At 68.9% G+C, this 16,787-nt stretch carries 17 protein-coding genes; 3 read left to right on the top strand and 14 right to left on the bottom strand.

Annotated elements, in window-relative coordinates:
• Positions 1 to 76: 76 nt before the first annotated feature.
• The 14 genes from DCD74_RS02910 to DCD74_RS02845 all read right to left on the bottom strand — a co-directional run bounded on the left by DCD74_RS02910 (position 77) and on the right by DCD74_RS02845 (position 12,928).
• Positions 77 to 439, bottom strand: coding sequence for a PilZ domain-containing protein (locus DCD74_RS02910; RefSeq protein ID WP_112925993.1), 363 nt, complete (start codon positions 437 to 439; stop codon positions 77 to 79).
• Between the two features lie 119 nt (positions 440 to 558).
• Positions 559 to 1,566, bottom strand: coding sequence for a DNA polymerase III subunit delta' (locus tag DCD74_RS02905; protein ID WP_112925992.1), 1,008 nt, complete (start codon positions 1,564 to 1,566; stop codon positions 559 to 561).
• On the bottom strand, positions 1,563 to 2,198 hold the full coding sequence (gene tmk / locus DCD74_RS02900) for a dTMP kinase (protein WP_112925991.1): 636 nt from the start codon (positions 2,196 to 2,198) through the stop codon (positions 1,563 to 1,565). The genes DCD74_RS02905 and tmk overlap by 4 nt, the downstream gene beginning before the upstream one ends.
• Positions 2,195 to 3,379: an endolytic transglycosylase MltG gene (mltG, locus tag DCD74_RS02895; RefSeq protein WP_112927629.1), complete on the bottom strand. Its 1,185-nt coding sequence runs from the start codon at positions 3,377 to 3,379 to the stop codon at positions 2,195 to 2,197. The genes tmk and mltG overlap by 4 nt, the downstream gene beginning before the upstream one ends.
• On the bottom strand, positions 3,373 to 4,194 hold the full coding sequence (gene pabC / locus DCD74_RS02890; protein WP_112925990.1) for an aminodeoxychorismate lyase: 822 nt from the start codon (positions 4,192 to 4,194) through the stop codon (positions 3,373 to 3,375). Before pabC ends, mltG begins: the two co-directional genes overlap by 7 nt.
• The gene (locus tag DCD74_RS02885; protein ID WP_112925989.1) at positions 4,194 to 5,567 is read right to left on the bottom strand and encodes an aminodeoxychorismate synthase component I; all 1,374 of its coding nucleotides are present in this window, start codon (positions 5,565 to 5,567) and stop codon (positions 4,194 to 4,196) included. Before DCD74_RS02885 ends, pabC begins: the two co-directional genes overlap by 1 nt.
• Before the next feature lie 43 nt (positions 5,568 to 5,610).
• Positions 5,611 to 6,849, bottom strand: a complete 1,239-nt coding sequence (fabF, locus tag DCD74_RS02880; protein ID WP_112925988.1) for a beta-ketoacyl-ACP synthase II — start codon at positions 6,847 to 6,849, stop codon at positions 5,611 to 5,613.
• 106 nt (positions 6,850 to 6,955) lie between these two features.
• Positions 6,956 to 7,195, bottom strand: a complete 240-nt coding sequence (gene acpP, locus DCD74_RS02875; RefSeq protein ID WP_112925987.1) for an acyl carrier protein — start codon at positions 7,193 to 7,195, stop codon at positions 6,956 to 6,958.
• Positions 7,196 to 7,330: 135 nt separating this feature from the next.
• Positions 7,331 to 8,074: a 3-oxoacyl-ACP reductase FabG gene (gene fabG, locus DCD74_RS02870; protein WP_112925986.1), complete on the bottom strand. Its 744-nt coding sequence runs from the start codon at positions 8,072 to 8,074 to the stop codon at positions 7,331 to 7,333.
• Positions 8,075 to 8,076: 2 nt separating this feature from the next.
• Positions 8,077 to 8,961, bottom strand: coding sequence for an ACP S-malonyltransferase (gene fabD, locus DCD74_RS02865; protein ID WP_112925985.1), 885 nt, complete (start codon positions 8,959 to 8,961; stop codon positions 8,077 to 8,079).
• 168 nt (positions 8,962 to 9,129) lie between these two features.
• Positions 9,130 to 10,116 (bottom strand): beta-ketoacyl-ACP synthase III, encoded by a 987-nt coding sequence (locus tag DCD74_RS02860; protein WP_112925984.1) that lies wholly within the window; start codon positions 10,114 to 10,116, stop codon positions 9,130 to 9,132.
• Between the two features lie 137 nt (positions 10,117 to 10,253).
• Positions 10,254 to 10,448, bottom strand: coding sequence for a 50S ribosomal protein L32 (gene rpmF, locus DCD74_RS02855; RefSeq protein ID WP_112925983.1), 195 nt, complete (start codon positions 10,446 to 10,448; stop codon positions 10,254 to 10,256).
• Positions 10,449 to 10,485: 37 nt separating this feature from the next.
• Positions 10,486 to 11,001, bottom strand: coding sequence for a YceD family protein (locus DCD74_RS02850; protein ID WP_112925982.1), 516 nt, complete (start codon positions 10,999 to 11,001; stop codon positions 10,486 to 10,488).
• Between the two features lie 52 nt (positions 11,002 to 11,053).
• The gene (locus DCD74_RS02845) at positions 11,054 to 12,928 is read right to left on the bottom strand and encodes an ArnT family glycosyltransferase (protein ID WP_112925981.1); all 1,875 of its coding nucleotides are present in this window, start codon (positions 12,926 to 12,928) and stop codon (positions 11,054 to 11,056) included.
• Between the two features lie 45 nt (positions 12,929 to 12,973).
• Here DCD74_RS02845 and DCD74_RS02840 point away from each other — a divergent pair, with 45 nt between their 5' ends.
• Genes DCD74_RS02840 through DCD74_RS02830 form a run of 3 tightly spaced genes read left to right on the top strand, consistent with a single transcriptional unit; the run spans position 12,974 to position 16,783 of the window.
• Positions 12,974 to 13,903 (top strand): AAA family ATPase, encoded by a 930-nt coding sequence (locus DCD74_RS02840; protein ID WP_112925980.1) that lies wholly within the window; start codon positions 12,974 to 12,976, stop codon positions 13,901 to 13,903.
• Positions 13,900 to 14,865, top strand: coding sequence for a DUF58 domain-containing protein (locus tag DCD74_RS02835; protein WP_237049640.1), 966 nt, complete (start codon positions 13,900 to 13,902; stop codon positions 14,863 to 14,865). The genes DCD74_RS02840 and DCD74_RS02835 overlap by 4 nt, the downstream gene beginning before the upstream one ends.
• 1 nt (position 14,866) lies before the next feature.
• The gene (locus DCD74_RS02830) at positions 14,867 to 16,783 is read left to right on the top strand and encodes a transglutaminase TgpA family protein (RefSeq protein WP_112925979.1); all 1,917 of its coding nucleotides are present in this window, start codon (positions 14,867 to 14,869) and stop codon (positions 16,781 to 16,783) included.
• The last annotated feature ends 4 nt before the right edge of the window (positions 16,784 to 16,787 follow it).

Raw genomic sequence — 16,787 nt, 5'->3', positions numbered from 1 at the left:
CACATCGCACATCGCACATGCAAACGCCGGGCAGGAGCCCGGCGTTTCCGTTTGAGCGGCGATGTCGCCTGCCCGCTTACATCGTGAACGTCGCCTTGTCGCTTTCCAGCCGGCCGGCCAGCAGCGATTCGATCTTGCTCTTGAGCTGGTAGCCCTGCGGGCTGTCGTCGAACTGCACGCCGACGCCAGCCGGGCGGTTGCCCTGCGCGCCCACCGGCGTGACCCAGCAGACCTTGCCGGAGACCGGCATCTTTTCTGACGAATCCGGCAGCGTGACCATCATGAAGACCGGCTGGCCCAGCGGCAGTCGGTTGGGTGTCTGCGCGAACAGCCCGCCGCCCTTGATGAAGGGCATGTAGGCGTTGTAGAGCGCGCCGTCGTCGCCCAGCGTGACGTTGAGGATGCTCTGGCGCGCCGCGCCGAGACCGGGGTTGGCCATGGTGGAGGTCCGATTCGGGCAGCGCCCGGATGCCGACAAGCCTGCGGATTCAGGCGGGCGCGGTCAAGTCGTGGGCGGGATGGCCGGTCGATGTAGCCGCGGAGGCGTGCCGGCGGCGGTCAGCCGCGTGATTCGTTCCAGCCGAGCAGCAGGTCCAGCACGGCCAGGTCGGCACGCACCTGCGTGCGCAGCAGCGCGTGGGTGCGGTTGGCGCGGTCGAACCAGCCGGCGAGATGACGGATGACCGCCGGCGACGTCCCCGGCGCGCGGGCCTGCTCGGCGGCGTGGTCGGCGGCGAAGCGCAGGCGCAATGCGGCATGGTCATCGCCCACCCAGCGTTGTGCGATGGACTGCGCGGCACCTGGTTCGCGCTGCAGCCGCGCCAGATCCTTCGCCACCTCCGCGCGGACAGCCAGGCCACCGTCTTCGAGCCACTCATGCGCGAGCCCCGGATGGCCGCGCGCGATGTCCAAAGCCTCGCCGGCCTGTTTCGCCGGGTGGCCCTGCGCGATCAGCCAGGCCAGTGCCTCGTCCTCCGGCGGCAGGCGGAATTCCAGCACCTGCACGCGGCTGCGGATGGTCGCCGACAGGCGTGCCGGCTGCGAGGTGATGAGCCACAAAAAGCGGCCGGACTGCGGCTCTTCCAGCGTCTTCAGCAGCGCGTTGCTGGCATGAGTGTTCATGGCTTCCGCCGGCTCGATGACGACGACCTGGTTCCCGCCGTACTGCGGAGTCAGCGCGAGCTTCTCGCCCATCTCGCGCATCTGCTCGATGACGATCTCGCCGCGCATCTTCTTGGTCTTGTCGTTCCACGCGTAGCCGATGAAACGCGCATCCGGATGCGAAGGATGGCCATCGGGGTGCGCCAGGCTGCCATCGGGCCGGGTTTCCGGCGGATCGGCCTGGCTGCGCGCGGCGTAGAGCTGGCAACTGCGGCATTGCCCGCACGCCTCTTCGCCCGGCGCACGGTTCAGGCACAGCGCCCGCATCGCCAGTTTTTCCGCGACCGCGCGCTTGCCCAGCCGCGCCGGACCGGCGAACAGGAGGCCATGCGGCAGGCGGCCGGCATCCAACGCTTCCGCCGCCTGCGCGTAGACGCGCTGCTGCCAGGCAGCGAGCGTGTTCATCGGCGATGCGCGTCCAGTGCCTGCAATGCCTGCGCGGCGACGGCATCGGCGGGTTGCGCGGCATCGAGCACGCGGAAGCGCGCCGGGTCGGCTTCGGCGCGGCGCAGGAAACCGGCCCGCACGCGCTGGAAGAATTCATCGCGCTCGCGTTCGATGCGGTCGGGGGCGCCACCGCGTGACTGCGTGCGTGCGCGGCCCGCCGCGACATCGATATCCAGCAGGAAGGTCAGCCCCGGCACGATGCCCACGCAGTCGCGTTCCAGTGTGGCGATGAGCGCTTCGTCCACGCCGCGACCGGCGCCCTGGTAGGCGTAGCTGGAATCGGTGAAGCGGTCGCACAGCACCCATGCGCCCGCATCCAGCGCCGGGGCGATGACCTCGCGGACATGCTGGGCGCGCGCGGCGAACATCAGCAGCAGTTCGGTCTCCGGCGAGGCCGGCTCGTGCGCCGGGTCCAGCAGCAGGCCGCGGATCATCTCCGCCAGCGGCGTGCCGCCCGGTTCACGGGTGGCGATGACGCGCTCGCCCGCCGCTTCCAGCGCGGTGCGCAGGGCATTGATGACGGTGCTTTTGCCCGCGCCCTCGCCGCCTTCGATGCTGACGAGGCGCGGCTGGCTGACCCGTGGACTCATCGCGCCGGTACGGGCGTGGCGGTGGGCAGCGGCTTTTCCGCCGGCAACGCGGGGACCGGTGCATTGCCCGTGGGCGCGGCGGCGGGCGCTGCCGCATCGGTGGCGGTGCCGCGCACCGGCTCGTTGGCATCGGCACGGCTGGCATCGGCGCGGCGGTTGGCCAGATAGGCGGCCACGTTGCGCTGGTGCTCGGGATAGGTCGCGGCGAAACGGCTGCGGCCACTTCCATCACCCATCGCCACGAAGAACAGCGCGTCGCCCGGCGCGGGATGCGCCGTCGCATTGATCGCGGCGCGGCCCGGCATCGCGATCGGCGTCGGCGGCAGGCCGGAACGGGTGCGGGTGTTGTACGGGCCGTCGGTGCGCAGGTGCGCCCAGGTGATGTTGCCTTTGTAGGCATCGCCCAGGCCGTAGATGATGGTCGGGTCGGTTTCCAGCCGCATGCCCAGCTTGAGGCGGCGGTCGAACACGCCGGCGATCTGCGCGCGTTCGTCGGGGATGCCGGTTTCCTTCTCGACGATCGAGGCCATGGTCAGCAGTTCATACGGCGTCTTGAACGGCAGTTCGGTGTCGCGGCCCTGCCAGGTCGCCTCCAGCACTTTTTCCATCGCGGCATAGGCGCGTTTCAGCACGCCGAGGTCGCTGTCGGTGCGGTTGTACTGGTAGGTGTCGGGCAGGAAGCGGCCTTCCGGGTGCTGCCCGGCATGTCCCAGCGCCTTCATCAGGGCGGCATCGTCCAGCCCGGTGGTTTCCTGCTTGAGGTTCGTCGCCTTCGCCAGTGCACGGCGCAGGTCGCGGATGGTCCAGCCTTCGACCAGGGTGAAGCGGTAGCTCACCACCTTGCCGTCGCGCATGTCGATCAGCAGCTGGCGCGGGGTGATGCCGGGGCGCAGCGCGTACTCGCCCACCTGCACCTTGCCGGCCGCGCCGGTCAGCCGCGCCAAGGCCTGCCATTCGATGTCGTGGCCGCCGCCGACGCCGATGCCGCGCAGCTTGCCGAGCACCTTGCGGAACGAATCACCCGGGTCCACAACCACGCTGGCATCGGGCTTGAGGCCGGTGATCGGCGCATCCGCGAAGCTCTTCTGGCGCTGCCAGAACACACCCAGCACCAGCGCGATGCAGACCAGGAACAGGAACGCGGTGGTCAGGGCGCTGCGGCAGCCTCTTTTCTTCACGATGCCTCCGTTGGCGTGGCGAAACCGGGATGCGCCTGCGCCAGCATCGACTGCAGCGCGCGGACCTCCGGCTGGATCTGCGGCCAGGCGCGCGCGCCCAACCGCTGGACCGGCAGGATACCCCGCACCGAATTGCACAGGAACACGGCGCCTGCACGCTCGACTTCATCGACGCGGATCCTGCGCACCGCTGCGCCGGTCTGTTCGATGACCCAGCCCCGGCAGATGCCGGCCACGCCCGCGTGGTCCAGTTCCGGCGTGTGCCAGCCTTCGCCATCGAGCATGAACAGGTTGGAAGCGGTACCGGAGGTGACCCGGCCCGCGACATCGCGCACCACGCCTTCGTCCGCACCGGCCTGCGCCACTTCGGCACGCGCCAGCACCTGCTCCAGCCGGTTGCCGTGCTTCATGGCGGCCAGCAACGGCTGCCGCGCCAGCCGCGTCTCGCACCAGATCGCGTCCAGCGCGACGGCTTGCGCGGGCAGCGGATGTATCGACAGCAGCCACAGCGGTTCAGGCTTCGATGGCGGTGCGTAACCGCGCCCGCCACTGCCGCGCGTGAGTTGCAGCTTGAGCACGGCATCGCGGCCGGCGATGAGGTCGCGTGCTTCGCGCAACGCCTGCGAGGCATCGGGAAGCGGCATCTGCAATCGCGTCGCGCTGTCGTGCAGGCGCGCCCAGTGGCGATCCCACCACGGCAGCTCGCCGCGATGGGCACGCATCGTCTCGAACAGCGCATCGCCATAGGCCAGGCCGCGATCATCCGGCGGCACCGCCTGCACGCGCTGCCCCCCGACGAAGATGCGGAATTCCGTCATCACCCTTCCACGCCCAGCGCACGCAACATGCCGCGCGCCTTGGCCTGGGTTTCCGCCAGCTCCTTGTCGGGATCGGAGTCGATGACGATGCCGGCGCCGGTGCGGAAACGCAGCGTGTCGCCCTGCACTTCCGCGCTGCGGATCAGGATGTTGAGGTCGAGGTCGCCATCGCGGTTGAGCCAGCCCATCGCCCCGGTATACGCGCCGCGGCCGGCGCCTTCCAGCTCGGCGATGATCTGCATGCAGCGCACCTTGGGCGCGCCGGTAATGGTGCCGCCCGGGAACACCGCGCGGATCACGTCGACAGGCGACGCGTCATCGCGCAGTACCCCGCGCACGTTGCTGACGATGTGGTGGACGTGCGCGTAGCTTTCCACCGTCATCATCTCGTCCACCTCCACGCTGCCACCGATGCAGACGCGGCCCAGGTCATTACGCTCAAGATCGACCAGCATCACGTGCTCGGCGCGCTCCTTGGGGTGGCCGACCAGCTCGCGGATGCGCCCGGCATCGTCGTCGCCCGCCACGCGCGGACGGGTGCCGGCGATGGGTCGCGCCTCGACCACATCACCACGCACCGAGACCAGCCGCTCCGGCGACGCGCTGACCACCGCCCAGTCGGCATGCGCGAACACGCCGGCGAACGGCGCGGGGTTGGCGCGGGTGAGTTGTCGATGCAGCAACGCGGGGTCCAACGGCGCATCGAAACGCGCCTGCCAGCCACGCGACAGGTTGACCTGGAACACATCGCCGGCGGCCAGGTAATCCAGCACGCGGCGCACGCCCTCGGTGAAGCGCGCGGGCACGTCTTCTTCGACCGCCGCCGGCACGCGCCATCCGGGCAATGCCGGCTGCGATGCGAGCGCGGCGACATCCGCCAGCACCGCATCGCGCAATGATTCCGCACCGGGTTCGCTGACCAGCAGCGTCTCGCCGCTCGCGTGATCCTGCAGCAGCGCGACCGGGCAACGCAGCGCGGCGGCCATCGGCACCTCACCTGCAGCACGCGGCAGTTGCAGCACCGGCTCGACTTCCGCCGCGATTTCGTAACCCATGAAGACGGCCCAGCCACCCCGGAACGGCAGCGCGCCGGCATCCTCGTGCTTCGGGGTGCGCACGGCGTTCCATTGCGTTTGCAGAAGGTCGAGGAAGCCGCCTTCCAGCGTCTCGCCATCGGTTCCGCGCAACGCGCCATCGGCATTGCGCAGGAAGCCTTCGCCATTGCCGACCAGCAGCATGTCCCAGCGCGCGTGCTTGCGTGCCGAGGCGTCCAGCGCCGAAGCGGACGACGCCAGCAGCAGCGGATAGCGCGACGCCGACACCCGCCGCAGATCGGCGAGGTCGGGCGAGGAATCGAGCCGTTCGATCAGCATGCGATGCCGATGCGGCGCCGGCATCGCACAGCGCCGCGCGTGCTCAGACGCGCTTGAAGATCAGCGTGCCGTTGGTGCCGCCGAAGCCGAACGAGTTCGACATCGCGACTTCCACCCTGGCATCGCGCGCGGTGTGCGGCACGTAGTCCAGGTCACAGCCTTCGGACGGGTTGTCCAGGTTGATCGTCGGCGGGATCACGCCGTCGAACAGCGCCATCGTCGAATACACCGCTTCCACGCCGCCCGCCGCGCCCAGCAGGTGGCCGGTCATCGACTTGGTCGAACTGACCATCACCGACTTCGCGGCATCGCCCATCGCGGCCTTGACCGCCATGGTCTCGGCCAGGTCACCGGCCGGCGTGGAGGTGCCGTGCGCGTTGATGTAGCCGATGTCACCGGCGTTGATGCCGGCGTCGCGCATCGCGTTGACCATGCAGCGCGCCGCGCCCTCGCCGCTCTCGCTCGGCGCGGTCATGTGGTACGCATCGCCGCTCATGCCGAAGCCGACGATCTCCGCGTAGATGCGTGCGCCGCGTGCCTTCGCGCGTTCGTAGTCCTCGATCACCAGCACGCCGGCACCATCGCCCATCACGAAGCCATCGCGGCCTTCGTCCCACGGGCGCGAGGCCTGTTCGGGCTCGTCGTTGCGGGTGGACAGCGCCTTCATCGAACAGAAGCCGCCCACCGCGGTCGGCGTGGTCGCGTATTCGGCGCCACCGCAGATCATCGCGTCGGCCTCGCCGTACTGGATCATGCGATAGGCCAGCCCGATGTTGTGCGTGGCCGTGGTGCAGGCGGTGACGGCGGCGATGTTCGGGCCCTTCGCGCCGGTCATGATCGACAGCTGGCCCGAGACCATGTTGACGATGGTGCTGGGGATGTAGAACGGCGAAATCTTGCGCGGGCCGCCGTTGGCGACCTTGAGCGTGGTTTCCTCGATGCCCGACAGCCCGCCGATGCCGGCGCCGACCGCCACGCCGATGCGTTCGGCATCCTCGCCCTCGATGACCAGGCCGGCGTCGCGGATCGCCATCAGGCCCGCCGCCACGCCGTAGTGCACGAACGGGTCCATCTTCTTGACCTCCTTCGCGCCGATGAAGGCGGCCGGGTCGAAGCCACGCACTTCGCCGGCGATGCGCGTCGGATAGGCGGACGCATCGAAATGGGTGATCGGGCCGATGCCGGAACGGCCGGCCTTGATCGCGGCCCAGTTGCTTTCCAGATCGTTGCCGAGCGGCGAGAGGATGCCGAGGCCGGTGATGACGACGCGACGTTTGGACATGCGGGCTCCGATGTATCGGGTGTTGCGTGTGTGCGGGGGATTTGCGGCTTCCAACATGCGCGAGGCCGCACTAAGCGGCCCCGGCATCAATCCTGCGCGTGCAGGATCACTCCTTGACGTGGGCCTTCACGTAATCGATGGCCTGCTGCACGTTGGTGATCTTCTCGGCTTCTTCGTCCGGGATCTCGCACTCGAACTCTTCTTCCAGCGCCATGACGAGTTCGACGGTGTCGAGCGAGTCCGCGCCCAGATCGTCCACGAACGACGCACTGTTGGTGACGTCTTCTTCCTTCACGCCCAGCTGTTCGACCACGATCTTCTTGACGCGTTCTTCGATGTTGCTCATGTGTGACCCCTCCGGGGAATTGGCTCAGATAAAAGCAGGTGGCTAGTGTACGGGAATCCGGCGAAATGCAAGACACGCCGGCGCATGGTCGCATTCAGGCCTTGGGTGGCGGCGATAACGCATGCGGACGCGCGATCAGGGCATGTACATCCCGCCGTTGACGTGCAGCGTTTCGCCGGTGATGTAGTTGGCATCCGGCCCGGCGAGGAACGCCACGGCACGCGCGATGTCGGCGGGCTCGCCCAGGCGGCCGAGCGCGATCTGTTCGGCCATCGCGGCCTTCGCGTCTTCCGGCAGGTCGGCGGTCATGTCGGTGGCGATGAAGCCCGGCGCGACCACGTTCACGGTGATGCCGCGGCTGCCGATCTCCTTCGCCAGCGATTTGCTGAAAGCGATGATCCCGGCCTTCGCCGCCGCGTAATTGGACTGCCCCGCATTGCCAGTCACGCCGATGACGGAGGCGATATTGATGATGCGGCCACGGCGTGCCTTCATCATCCCGCGCATCACCGCCTTAGAGCTGCGATAGACGCTGGTGAGGTTGGTGTCGAGGATGGCCTGCCAGTCCTCGTCCTTCATCCGCATCAGCAGGTTGTCGCGGGTGATGCCGGCGTTGTTGACCAGGATCGACAGGCCGCCGAATTCCTTCTGGATGCTTTCGATGAGGGCTTCGATGCTGCCCGCCTCGTTGACCTGCAGCACGCGGCCGTGGCCGCCCTGCGCCTTCAGGCGTTCGCCGATGGCATTCGCGCCGGATTCGCTGGTCGCGGTGCCGATCACCGTCGCGCCGCGCGCAGCCAGTTCGTCGGCGATGGCGGCGCCGATGCCGCGCGATGCGCCGGTCACCAGCGCGATTTCGTTGTCGAGCGGCTTGCTCATCGTCATTTCCATTCTGCGAGGGCGGATTCGAAATCGGGCACGCTGCCCAATGCGCGTGCATCCAGCGACTTGTCGATGCGCTTGGCGAGGCCCGCCAGCACCTTGCCCGACCCGCATTCTCCGATGCGCGTCGCACCGCGTGCGGCCAGCGCTTCGACGCAGCGCGTCCATTGCACCGGCAGGTATAGCTGGCTCACCAGCGCGTCACGGATGGCATCGACTTCATCGGCCACCGCGGCATCCACGTTCTGGATCACCGGGATCGCCGGCAGCGCCCATTGCAGGCCAGCCATCGTTTCGGCCAGGCGGTTGGCCGCTTCGCGCATCAACGGCGTGTGCGAAGGCACGCTCACCGCGAGCTTGACCGCCTTGCGCACACCGCGCTCGGCCAGCATCGCCAGCGCCTTGTCCACCGCCGCCGCATCGCCACCGATCACGATCTGGCCGGGCGAGTTGTAGTTCGCCGGCACCACCACCTGCGTGCCGGAGGCGGCTTCGCAGACTTCCGCCACCAGCGCATCGTCGGCGCCGATGACGGCGGCCATCGCACCGGTCCCGGCCGGCGCCGCATCCTGCATCAACTGTCCACGGATGCGCACCAGATGCGCGCCATCCTTCAACGACAACGCACCCGCCGCGACCAGCGCGCTGTATTCGCCCAGGCTGTGGCCGGCCAGCTGCGCCGGCATCGCGCCACCCGCTTCCTGCCACGCGCGCCACACCGCCACGCCCGCCGCGAGCAACGCCGGCTGGGTGTATTCGGTGCGGTTGAGCATCTCTTCCGGCCCCTGCTGGGACAGCGCCCACAGGTCGACACCGGCCCCGTCGGAAGCTTCTTCGAAAGCATTGCGGATGACGGGATGCAGTTCGGACAATTCGGCCAGCATGCCGAGGCTCTGCGAGCCCTGCCCGGGGAAAACGAAAGCCAGCTGTGGATCAGGCGAGTGTTCGCTCACGCGACGGTTCCCATGCGGAAACGCCCGAGTTTAACGACTGGCCGTGCGCACCGTCTGTACGCACGTGGATGGCGCGGCGGCGACCGCGCGCGTGTCCGGTCAGTAGCGCAGCAGCACCGAGCCCCAGGTGAAACCGCCACCGAAGGCTTCCAGCAGCAGCAGCTGGCCGCGCGCCACCTTGCCGGAACGCACCGCATGATCGAGCGCCAGCGGCACTGAACCGGACGAGGTGTTGCCGTGCTGGTCGATGGTCACGATGACGCGTTCCATCGGCATGTCGAGGCGCTTGGCGGTGGCCTCGATGATGCGCAGATTGGCCTGGTGCGGGATCAGCCAGTCGATGTCGTGGCGGTCGAGTCCGTTGGCTTCGAGGGTTTCCTCGACCACCGCGTCGAGCGCCTTGACCGCATGCTTGAATACGTCGTTGCCGGTCATCAGCACGCGCACGCCGGCATTTTCCTCGCCGGGCTTGAAGCCCTCGGACACGCCCACCGGGTTCCACAGCAGCTCCTTCTTGCTGCCATCGGCATGCAGGTGGGTGCTGAGGATGCCGGTGTCGGCATCGGCCTTGAGCACGACCGCGCCGGCACCGTCACCGAACAGCACGCAGGTGCCACGGTCGTTCCAGTCGATCATGCGGGTCAGCGTTTCCGAGCCGACGACCAGCGCCGTCTTCGCATCGCCCGAACGGATGAACTTGTCGGCCACGCTCATCGCGTAGATGAAGCCGGAGCAGGCCGCGTTGACGTCGAACGCCGGGCAGCCGCTAATCCCGAGTTCCGCCTGCAGCAGGCACGCCGACGACGGGAAGATCAGGTTGGGCGTGGTGGTGCCGAGCACGATCATGTCGATGTCGGCGGCGGTGACGCCCGCGGCTTCCATCGCCTTCAACGCGGCATCACGCGCCAGCGAAACCGTGGTCTCGCCCTCGCCGGCCACGTAGCGCTGGCGGATGCCGGTGCGCGCGGCGATCCATTCGTCGCTGGTATCGACCGTCTTCGCCAGTTCGTCGTTGGTGACGACGCGCGTCGGCAAGGCGCTGCCGGTGCCGGCGATGCGGGAATGGATGCGCGGTGTGGCGGTCATGGGGCGACTCCGGAAGCTACGCGGATGGTGCGGCGTTCAATCAGCGGGGAGATGCTGTTTCTCGCACGCACGAAAAGACGATACCGGCTTGCACCGGCATCGTCATGTGCTGGATTCCTGCGCGGAAGGCGCGGGGATCAATCTTCGTCGACGACCTTGGACTTGGTCTCGATGACCTTCTTGCCGCGGTAGTAGCCGTCGGCGGTCACGTGGTGGCGGATGTGGGTCTCGCCGCTGGTGGGGTCGGTCGACAGCTGCTTCGCCGTCAGGGAATCATGCGCGCGGCGCATGCCACGCTTGGACGGGGAAACGCGGGACTTCTGGACTGCCATGGTTCAAACTCCAATGAAACCGTGATGTTGCGTGAAATCAGTTGTCTTTGCCGGTTTTGAGCGTCTTCAGCGCGGCGAACGGGTTGGCGGCATCGGCCTCTTCCTCCGGCACCGGCCAGTCGCGATCGACCACCGGTGCTTCGGGTGAAACCGGCACCACCGGCACCGCCAGGATCAGCTCGTCCTCGACCAGTTCGACGGGGACGATGCGGCCATCCTCGGGGACCAGCAGCGGCTCATAGCCCGGCGGCAGGGCCGCTTCGTCCGATTCGTCGCGGATCAGGCCGAGCGACTGCTCGACCACCACCGGCTGCACGAACGCCTGCAGGCTGCGCTGGCACGTCAACGGCAAGCCGGCTTCGATCCAGACCTTGGCGAATGGCACCTGCAGCACATCGCGCCCGAACTCGACGCGGTACCGCACGACGCCTTCAGCATCCGCCAGCAGGTCGCGCAGACGCGACAGGCTGGCCAGCGGAAGCTCGCCTTCCAGCACCCGCCGGGCCGAAACCATGCGCCATGCGTCGACAGCAGGTAACGAATCGGCAGACATAAGCCGGAGAATGGTAGAGATCGCCCCCCGCCCTGTCAAACCGCGCCGGGGCTTATTCCAGCCGGACCGGCTGTTCGGACCAGTCCATGACGGCGCCATCGCGGCCGGTCAGCCGCAGCCCCAGCCAGTGCAGGCCCGGCGCCAGCGCGGAGGCGTCCACTTCGGCCTCGAAACCCACATTGGGATGGTGGGGGTCGTTGCTGATCCTCCAGTACTGCGCGACCTGCGGCTGCGGCAGGCCGTAGCGCGCCCGGGCGACCGGCTGGCCATCCAGCAGCACGTCGATCGAGGCGAGCCCGACGCCGTCGCGGAAGGCCCAGCCGCGCACGGTGAAACGGCGCGGACTCTTGGCACCGACCAGGGGCGCATCGACATAGGCCAGCGAAGGCGCCTTGCACGCGCCGGGCGTGCCCGGCTGGACGCCCTGCGGGTAGCGCGCCAGCACGAAACGCTGGGCGCCATGGTCGACATTGATGATGCGCGCCGGAATGATCGGCCCGACCTTGGCGCAGATGGCGTGGTATTGCGCCAGCAGGTCGCGGAAGCGCACTTCGTTGGTGCCGATGGCGAGCAGCACCGGCTGGCCGGGCGCGGGCATGGCGCGTTCGCCTTCCAGGCCCCACAGGCGCAATTGCGGCGCGCGGCCGTGCTTGTGGTTGAGCGGATGGTCGAGGACGCGGATGCCGGCATCCTCCAGCTTGAAGCCGAGCTCGGCGCCCAGCTTGAAGTTGTCGGCCAGCAGCACCGTGCCTTCGGGCATCGTCGCGAGTTCGGCACGCACGCCTTCGGCCACCTCATCCCAGCCGGAGAAATTGGCCGGGTACGACTTCTCGGCGGCGAGGCGCTGGCGCAGCGAAGGGATCGACACCATCGCGTACCAGCCGAGCACCGCGACCAGCCCGATGCCGAGCAGACTCCACATCGCCTTGCGCCAGCCCGGCCGCCACGTCGCCAACACCACCGGCACGGCGGCGAGCAGCGCCAGGTAGCCCGGCAGCGTCCAGTGGAAGCTCACCCGCTCGTTGTCGGCGAAGAAACCAAGCACGAAGAAACCCAGCGTCGAGACCCCGCCCAGCAGCCCGAAATAGCGCCATTGCGCGCCTTCCGGGCTGTGCTCGCGCAGGGTGAGCAGGAAGGTCTGGATCAGCGCGATGAACAGCAGCGGCGTGACCAGCAGGGCCTGGATGAGGATGAAGTTGCCGCCATCGGCATGGAAACGCCACGGGTGGCGGTCGAGCAGCTGGAAGCGCAGGCCGGCATCGGCGTTGTCGAAATTCCACGCCAAGAGCGGCAGCCAGGCGAGCGCACCGATGGTGACGGCGATCAGCACGCGTGGGTCGCGCAGCAGCTGGCGTCCACGCGACAGCAGCATCAGCGCGATGAAGCCGACCACGATCACGCCGAGGAAGCGGTAGTGGCTGAGCGCACCGATCGACAGGCCCAGCGCGAGTTCCAGCGCGCGGCCGGCGTTCACCTTGTCTAGCAGGCGGGCACCGGCATCCAGACAGAGCGCGGTGGCCAGCGCCATCGGCACATCGGGCAGCGCCAGCAGGCCGAGCGTGCCGGACAGCGGCATCAGCAACGTGAGCAGACCGGCCTGCCAGCCGGCGCTGTCACCGAACCAGCGCGCCGCCACCTTCGCCACCAGCCACGGCAGCACGGCCGCCATCAGCAGGAAGGGCATCCGCAGCGCCAGCACGTGGTGGCCGCCGAGGGTCACGCCGAGCCGGGTCAGCCACGCGGTCAGGCCGGGGAGATCGGAGTACGCCAGCGCGAGATGCTGGCCTTCCTGCCAATAGAAAGCTTCATCGACGAACAGCGGCAGGCGCCACGCGACCAGCAGCTTGGCCAGCAACAGCACGCACCATGCGATGAGGAATCGCGTGCGCCAGCGCGTGGGGTTGTCGTCGCGGATCGGTAGACTCATGCCATCGATGGAAAATCGTGAACGCGAAGGGTACCCGAGTTGGATATGAGCCCCGATGACAGACTGAACGAACGACTGCGTGCGGCACAGGCGCAGGTCAACACGCTGGTGCTGGGCAAACCGCTGGAGGTGCGGCTGGCGTTCGTCGCGCTGCTGGCCGGCGGGCATCTGCTGATCGAGGACCTGCCCGGGCTCGGCAAGACCACGCTGGCGCATGCGCTGGCGGCCACGCTGGGGCTCGGTTTCCAGCGCGTGCAGTTCACCTCCGACCTGCTGCCGGCCGACGTGGTGGGCGTGTCGATCTACGACACCGGCAACCGCGGTTTCGAGTTCCATCCGGGGCCGGTCTTCACCAACATCCTGCTGGCCGACGAGATCAACCGCGCGCCGCCGCGCACCCAGAGCGCCCTGCTCGAAGCGATGGCCGAGCACCAGGTCACCATCGATGGCACCACGCGGCCGTTGCCGGCGCCGTTCTTCGTCATCGCCACCCAGAACCCGGTGGATCTGTCGGGCACCTATCCGCTGCCGGATTCACAGCTCGACCGCTTCCTGCTGAGGTTGTCGATGGGCTATCCCTCGGCCGATGCGGAACGCGCGCTGCTGACCGGCGAAGACCGCCGCGCATTGATCGCGCAGGCCAAGCCGCTGCTGGACGAAGCCGAAGTGCTGTCGCTGCAGCAGGCGGTGTCGAATGTGCATGCCAGCGAGGCCCTGATCGGCTACGTGCAGGCGCTGCTGGCCCGCAGCCGCCAGCATCCGGGCGTGCGCATCGGGCTGTCGCCGCGTGCCGGCCTTGCGTTGCTGCGTGCGGCGCGGGCGCATGCGCTGCTACTCGGGCGTGGCCATGCATTGCCGGAAGACGTGCAGGCGCTGTTCCTGCCGCTCGCGGCGCACCGGTTGGTGGGGGATGGCGATGCCGGCGACGGCGCGCAACTCGCCAAGTCGGTCCTGCTGGCGGTGCCGGTCGATTGAGCGAAACCCGGCGCCACCGGCTGGCCGATGCCCTGTCGCGCTGGACGCGGCCACGCACGCGCGAAACGCTGCCGATCCACATCGATCGCAGTCGCGTGTACGTGCTGCCGACGCGCTTCGGCATGTTCTACCTGCTGCTGGTGGCGACGATGGGCATCGGCGCACTGAACTACAACAACAACCCGGCGTTGTTGCTCGGGCTGCTGCTGGCCGGCGCCGGCCTCGCCAGTCTGGTCGCCGCGCACCTGCAGCTGTCCGGCCTCAATGCCGATGCCATCGCCGCGCAGCCGGTGCATGCGGGCCAGCCGATGCCGCTTCGGCTCGCCTTCTCCGCCAGCGACACCCGCGCGCGCGACGGCATCCGCGTGCGCATCGACGACACCGAAGGCACGCTATCGCTGGCACCCGGCACGGGCGGCATCGCCGAACTGGCGCTTCCCACCGCGCAACGCGGCTGGCTGGAAGCCGAGCGCATCGTCCTGTCCACCACGCGCCCGCTCGGACTGGCGCGCGCCTGGGCCATCCTGCGACCGGACGAACCGTGGCTGGTCTATCCGGCCACCGAAAGCGACGGCCCCGCCCTGCCCGACGCCGCCGATGCCGGCGACCAGCGCCGCCCGCATTTCGCCGGCGACGACCTGCATCTGCTGCGCAATTACCAGGTCGGCGATCCGCTGCGCAGCATCGCGTGGAAGGCCAGCGCACGCCGCGACCAGTTGATGGCGCGCACCTGGGAACAGCCCCATGGCGATGACGTGGAGCTGGACTGGTTCGCGCTTGGCCTGCCGCACGAAGCCCGCATCCGCCGGCTCGCGCACTGGGTGGAGCTGGCCGAACGCGAAGGCCGGCGCTGGCGCATGACCCTGCCCGGGCAGGCGGCCATCGGGCCCGGCAGCGGCAGTGCGCATCGCCACGAATGCCTGCGTGCGCTGGCGCTGATGCCGGAGGCGCACGGCTTCTGACATGAGCTTCGACCTCGCCACCCGCCGCCTGTTGCTGCTGACGCTGGCCATCGCGCTGGCGCCGCTGCTGTTGCAGCTGCCGGGACAGGTCGCGCTGGCCGTCATCGCCACCGCCGTGTTGATGGTCGCGGCCAACTGGAAGCGCACCCTGCCCGGCGTGTTGAAGCTGGGCACCGCCATCGCCGCGGTCTTCGCGGTGTTCAGCGCTTTCGATTTCCAGCTCGGCCGCGATACCGGCTGCGCGTTGCTGGCGGCGATGCTGGCAATCAAGCCGGCGGAAACCCGCAGCCTGCGCGATGCCCGCAGCCTGGTCGGCTTTTCGCTGTTCGCGCCCTTCGCCGCCTTCCTGCTGGATCAGGGGCCGGTATCGCTGCTGCTCGGCCTTGCCGCGGTGGTGGCGGGGCTGCTGGCGCTGCAGCGGCTTGCGGATGTGGAAAGCGGCATCGACACCCCGGCGTTCGGGCGCGGACTGCTCGGCATCGGCAAGCTCGTCGCGCTCGGCCTGCCACTGACGCTGGCCGCGTTCTGGCTGTTTCCGCGCATGGCCAGCCCGCTCTGGGGCGTGCCCGATCGCGCCAGCGCCAAGATCGGCCTGTCGGATTCGATGGCCCCCGGCGACTGGCTGGATTTGATGGTCGATGACAGCCCGGCCTTGCGGGTCCGTTTCGATGGCCCGGTGCCCGCGCGTGAGCAGCTGTACTGGCGCGGCCCGGTGCTGTGGGATTTCGATGGCCGCGAATGGACGATGTCAAAACCGGCGCCGGCCGCGCGCCCGGCCCGCATCGAAACCGCCGGCCCGGGCTGGCATTACCAGCTGGAAGTGGAACCGAGCGAACGCCGCTTCCTGACCGCGCTCGATGTGCCGATGGCCGCGCCCACCGGCAGCACGCCCAGCCCCGATGGCAACCTGCTGGCCACCGAACGCCTGCAGGCGGTGACGCGCTGGCAGCTGCATTCCGCGCCGGCCCGCACCTTCGATGCGGTGCTCGACGACGCGGACCGCCGCCGTGCGCTGGCTTTCCCGCGCGCCTTCAACCCGCGTGCGCAACACCTCGCGCTGCAATGGCGCAGCGAAACCGGCGGCAATGCCGTCGCCATCGTCGGCAAGGCGATGACGATGGTGAACGACGAACTGGCCTACTCGCTCGCCGCGCCCGCGCTGGGCCGCGACACCGTCGACGAATTCCTGTTCCAGACCAAGACCGGCTACTGCGAGCATTTCAGCTCGGCCTTCGTGTTCCTGATGCGTGCCGCCGGCGTGCCCGCGCGCGTAGTCACCGGCTATGCGGGCGGCTACCGCAACCCGGTCGGCGATTACTGGATCGTGCGCAATTCCGACGCGCATGCCTGGGCGGAGGTCTGGCTGGCCGGGCGTGGCTGGGTGCGCGTGGACCCGACCGGCGCCGTCGCGCCCGAGCGCATCTACGACACCGCCGCCGATCGCGTCCCCGGCCGCATCGGCAGTTTCGATGGCCTGACGCCGGTGTGGAACGCCGCCGATTTCCTGCGTCGCGGCTGGAACGATTTCGTGCTCGGCTTCAACGCCGACCGCCAGTCGCGCATGTTCCGCTGGCTGGGCGTGCGCAAGCTCTCGCCTGAAGCGCTGGCTGGCCTGTTCGCCGTCGCCGCGCTGCTCACCTTGGGCTGGATGCTGTGGTGGCTGCGCCGTGGCACCCGCGACCGCGACCCGCTGCTGCGCGCCTGGCACCGCCTGTCATCGCGATACCAGCGCCTCGGCCTCGCCCGCGAAGCCAGCGAACCCGCGCTGGACTGGGCCACGCGCATCGCCCGCGCACGACCGCAGGATGCCGATGCGATCAACGCATTGGCGACGCGTTTCAGCCAGCGCCGCTATGCACGCGCCGAAGCCACATCGACCCTGATCCGCGACCTCGACGCCTTCCGCCCGAAGCGCTGATTCA

Source organism: Lysobacter oculi (genome assembly GCF_003293695.1).
Taxonomy (GTDB): Bacteria; Pseudomonadota; Gammaproteobacteria; order Xanthomonadales; family Xanthomonadaceae; genus Solilutibacter; species Solilutibacter oculi.
Note: the sequence above shows the minus strand (reverse complement) of the source record. Positions and strands in the feature narration are given on the sequence as shown.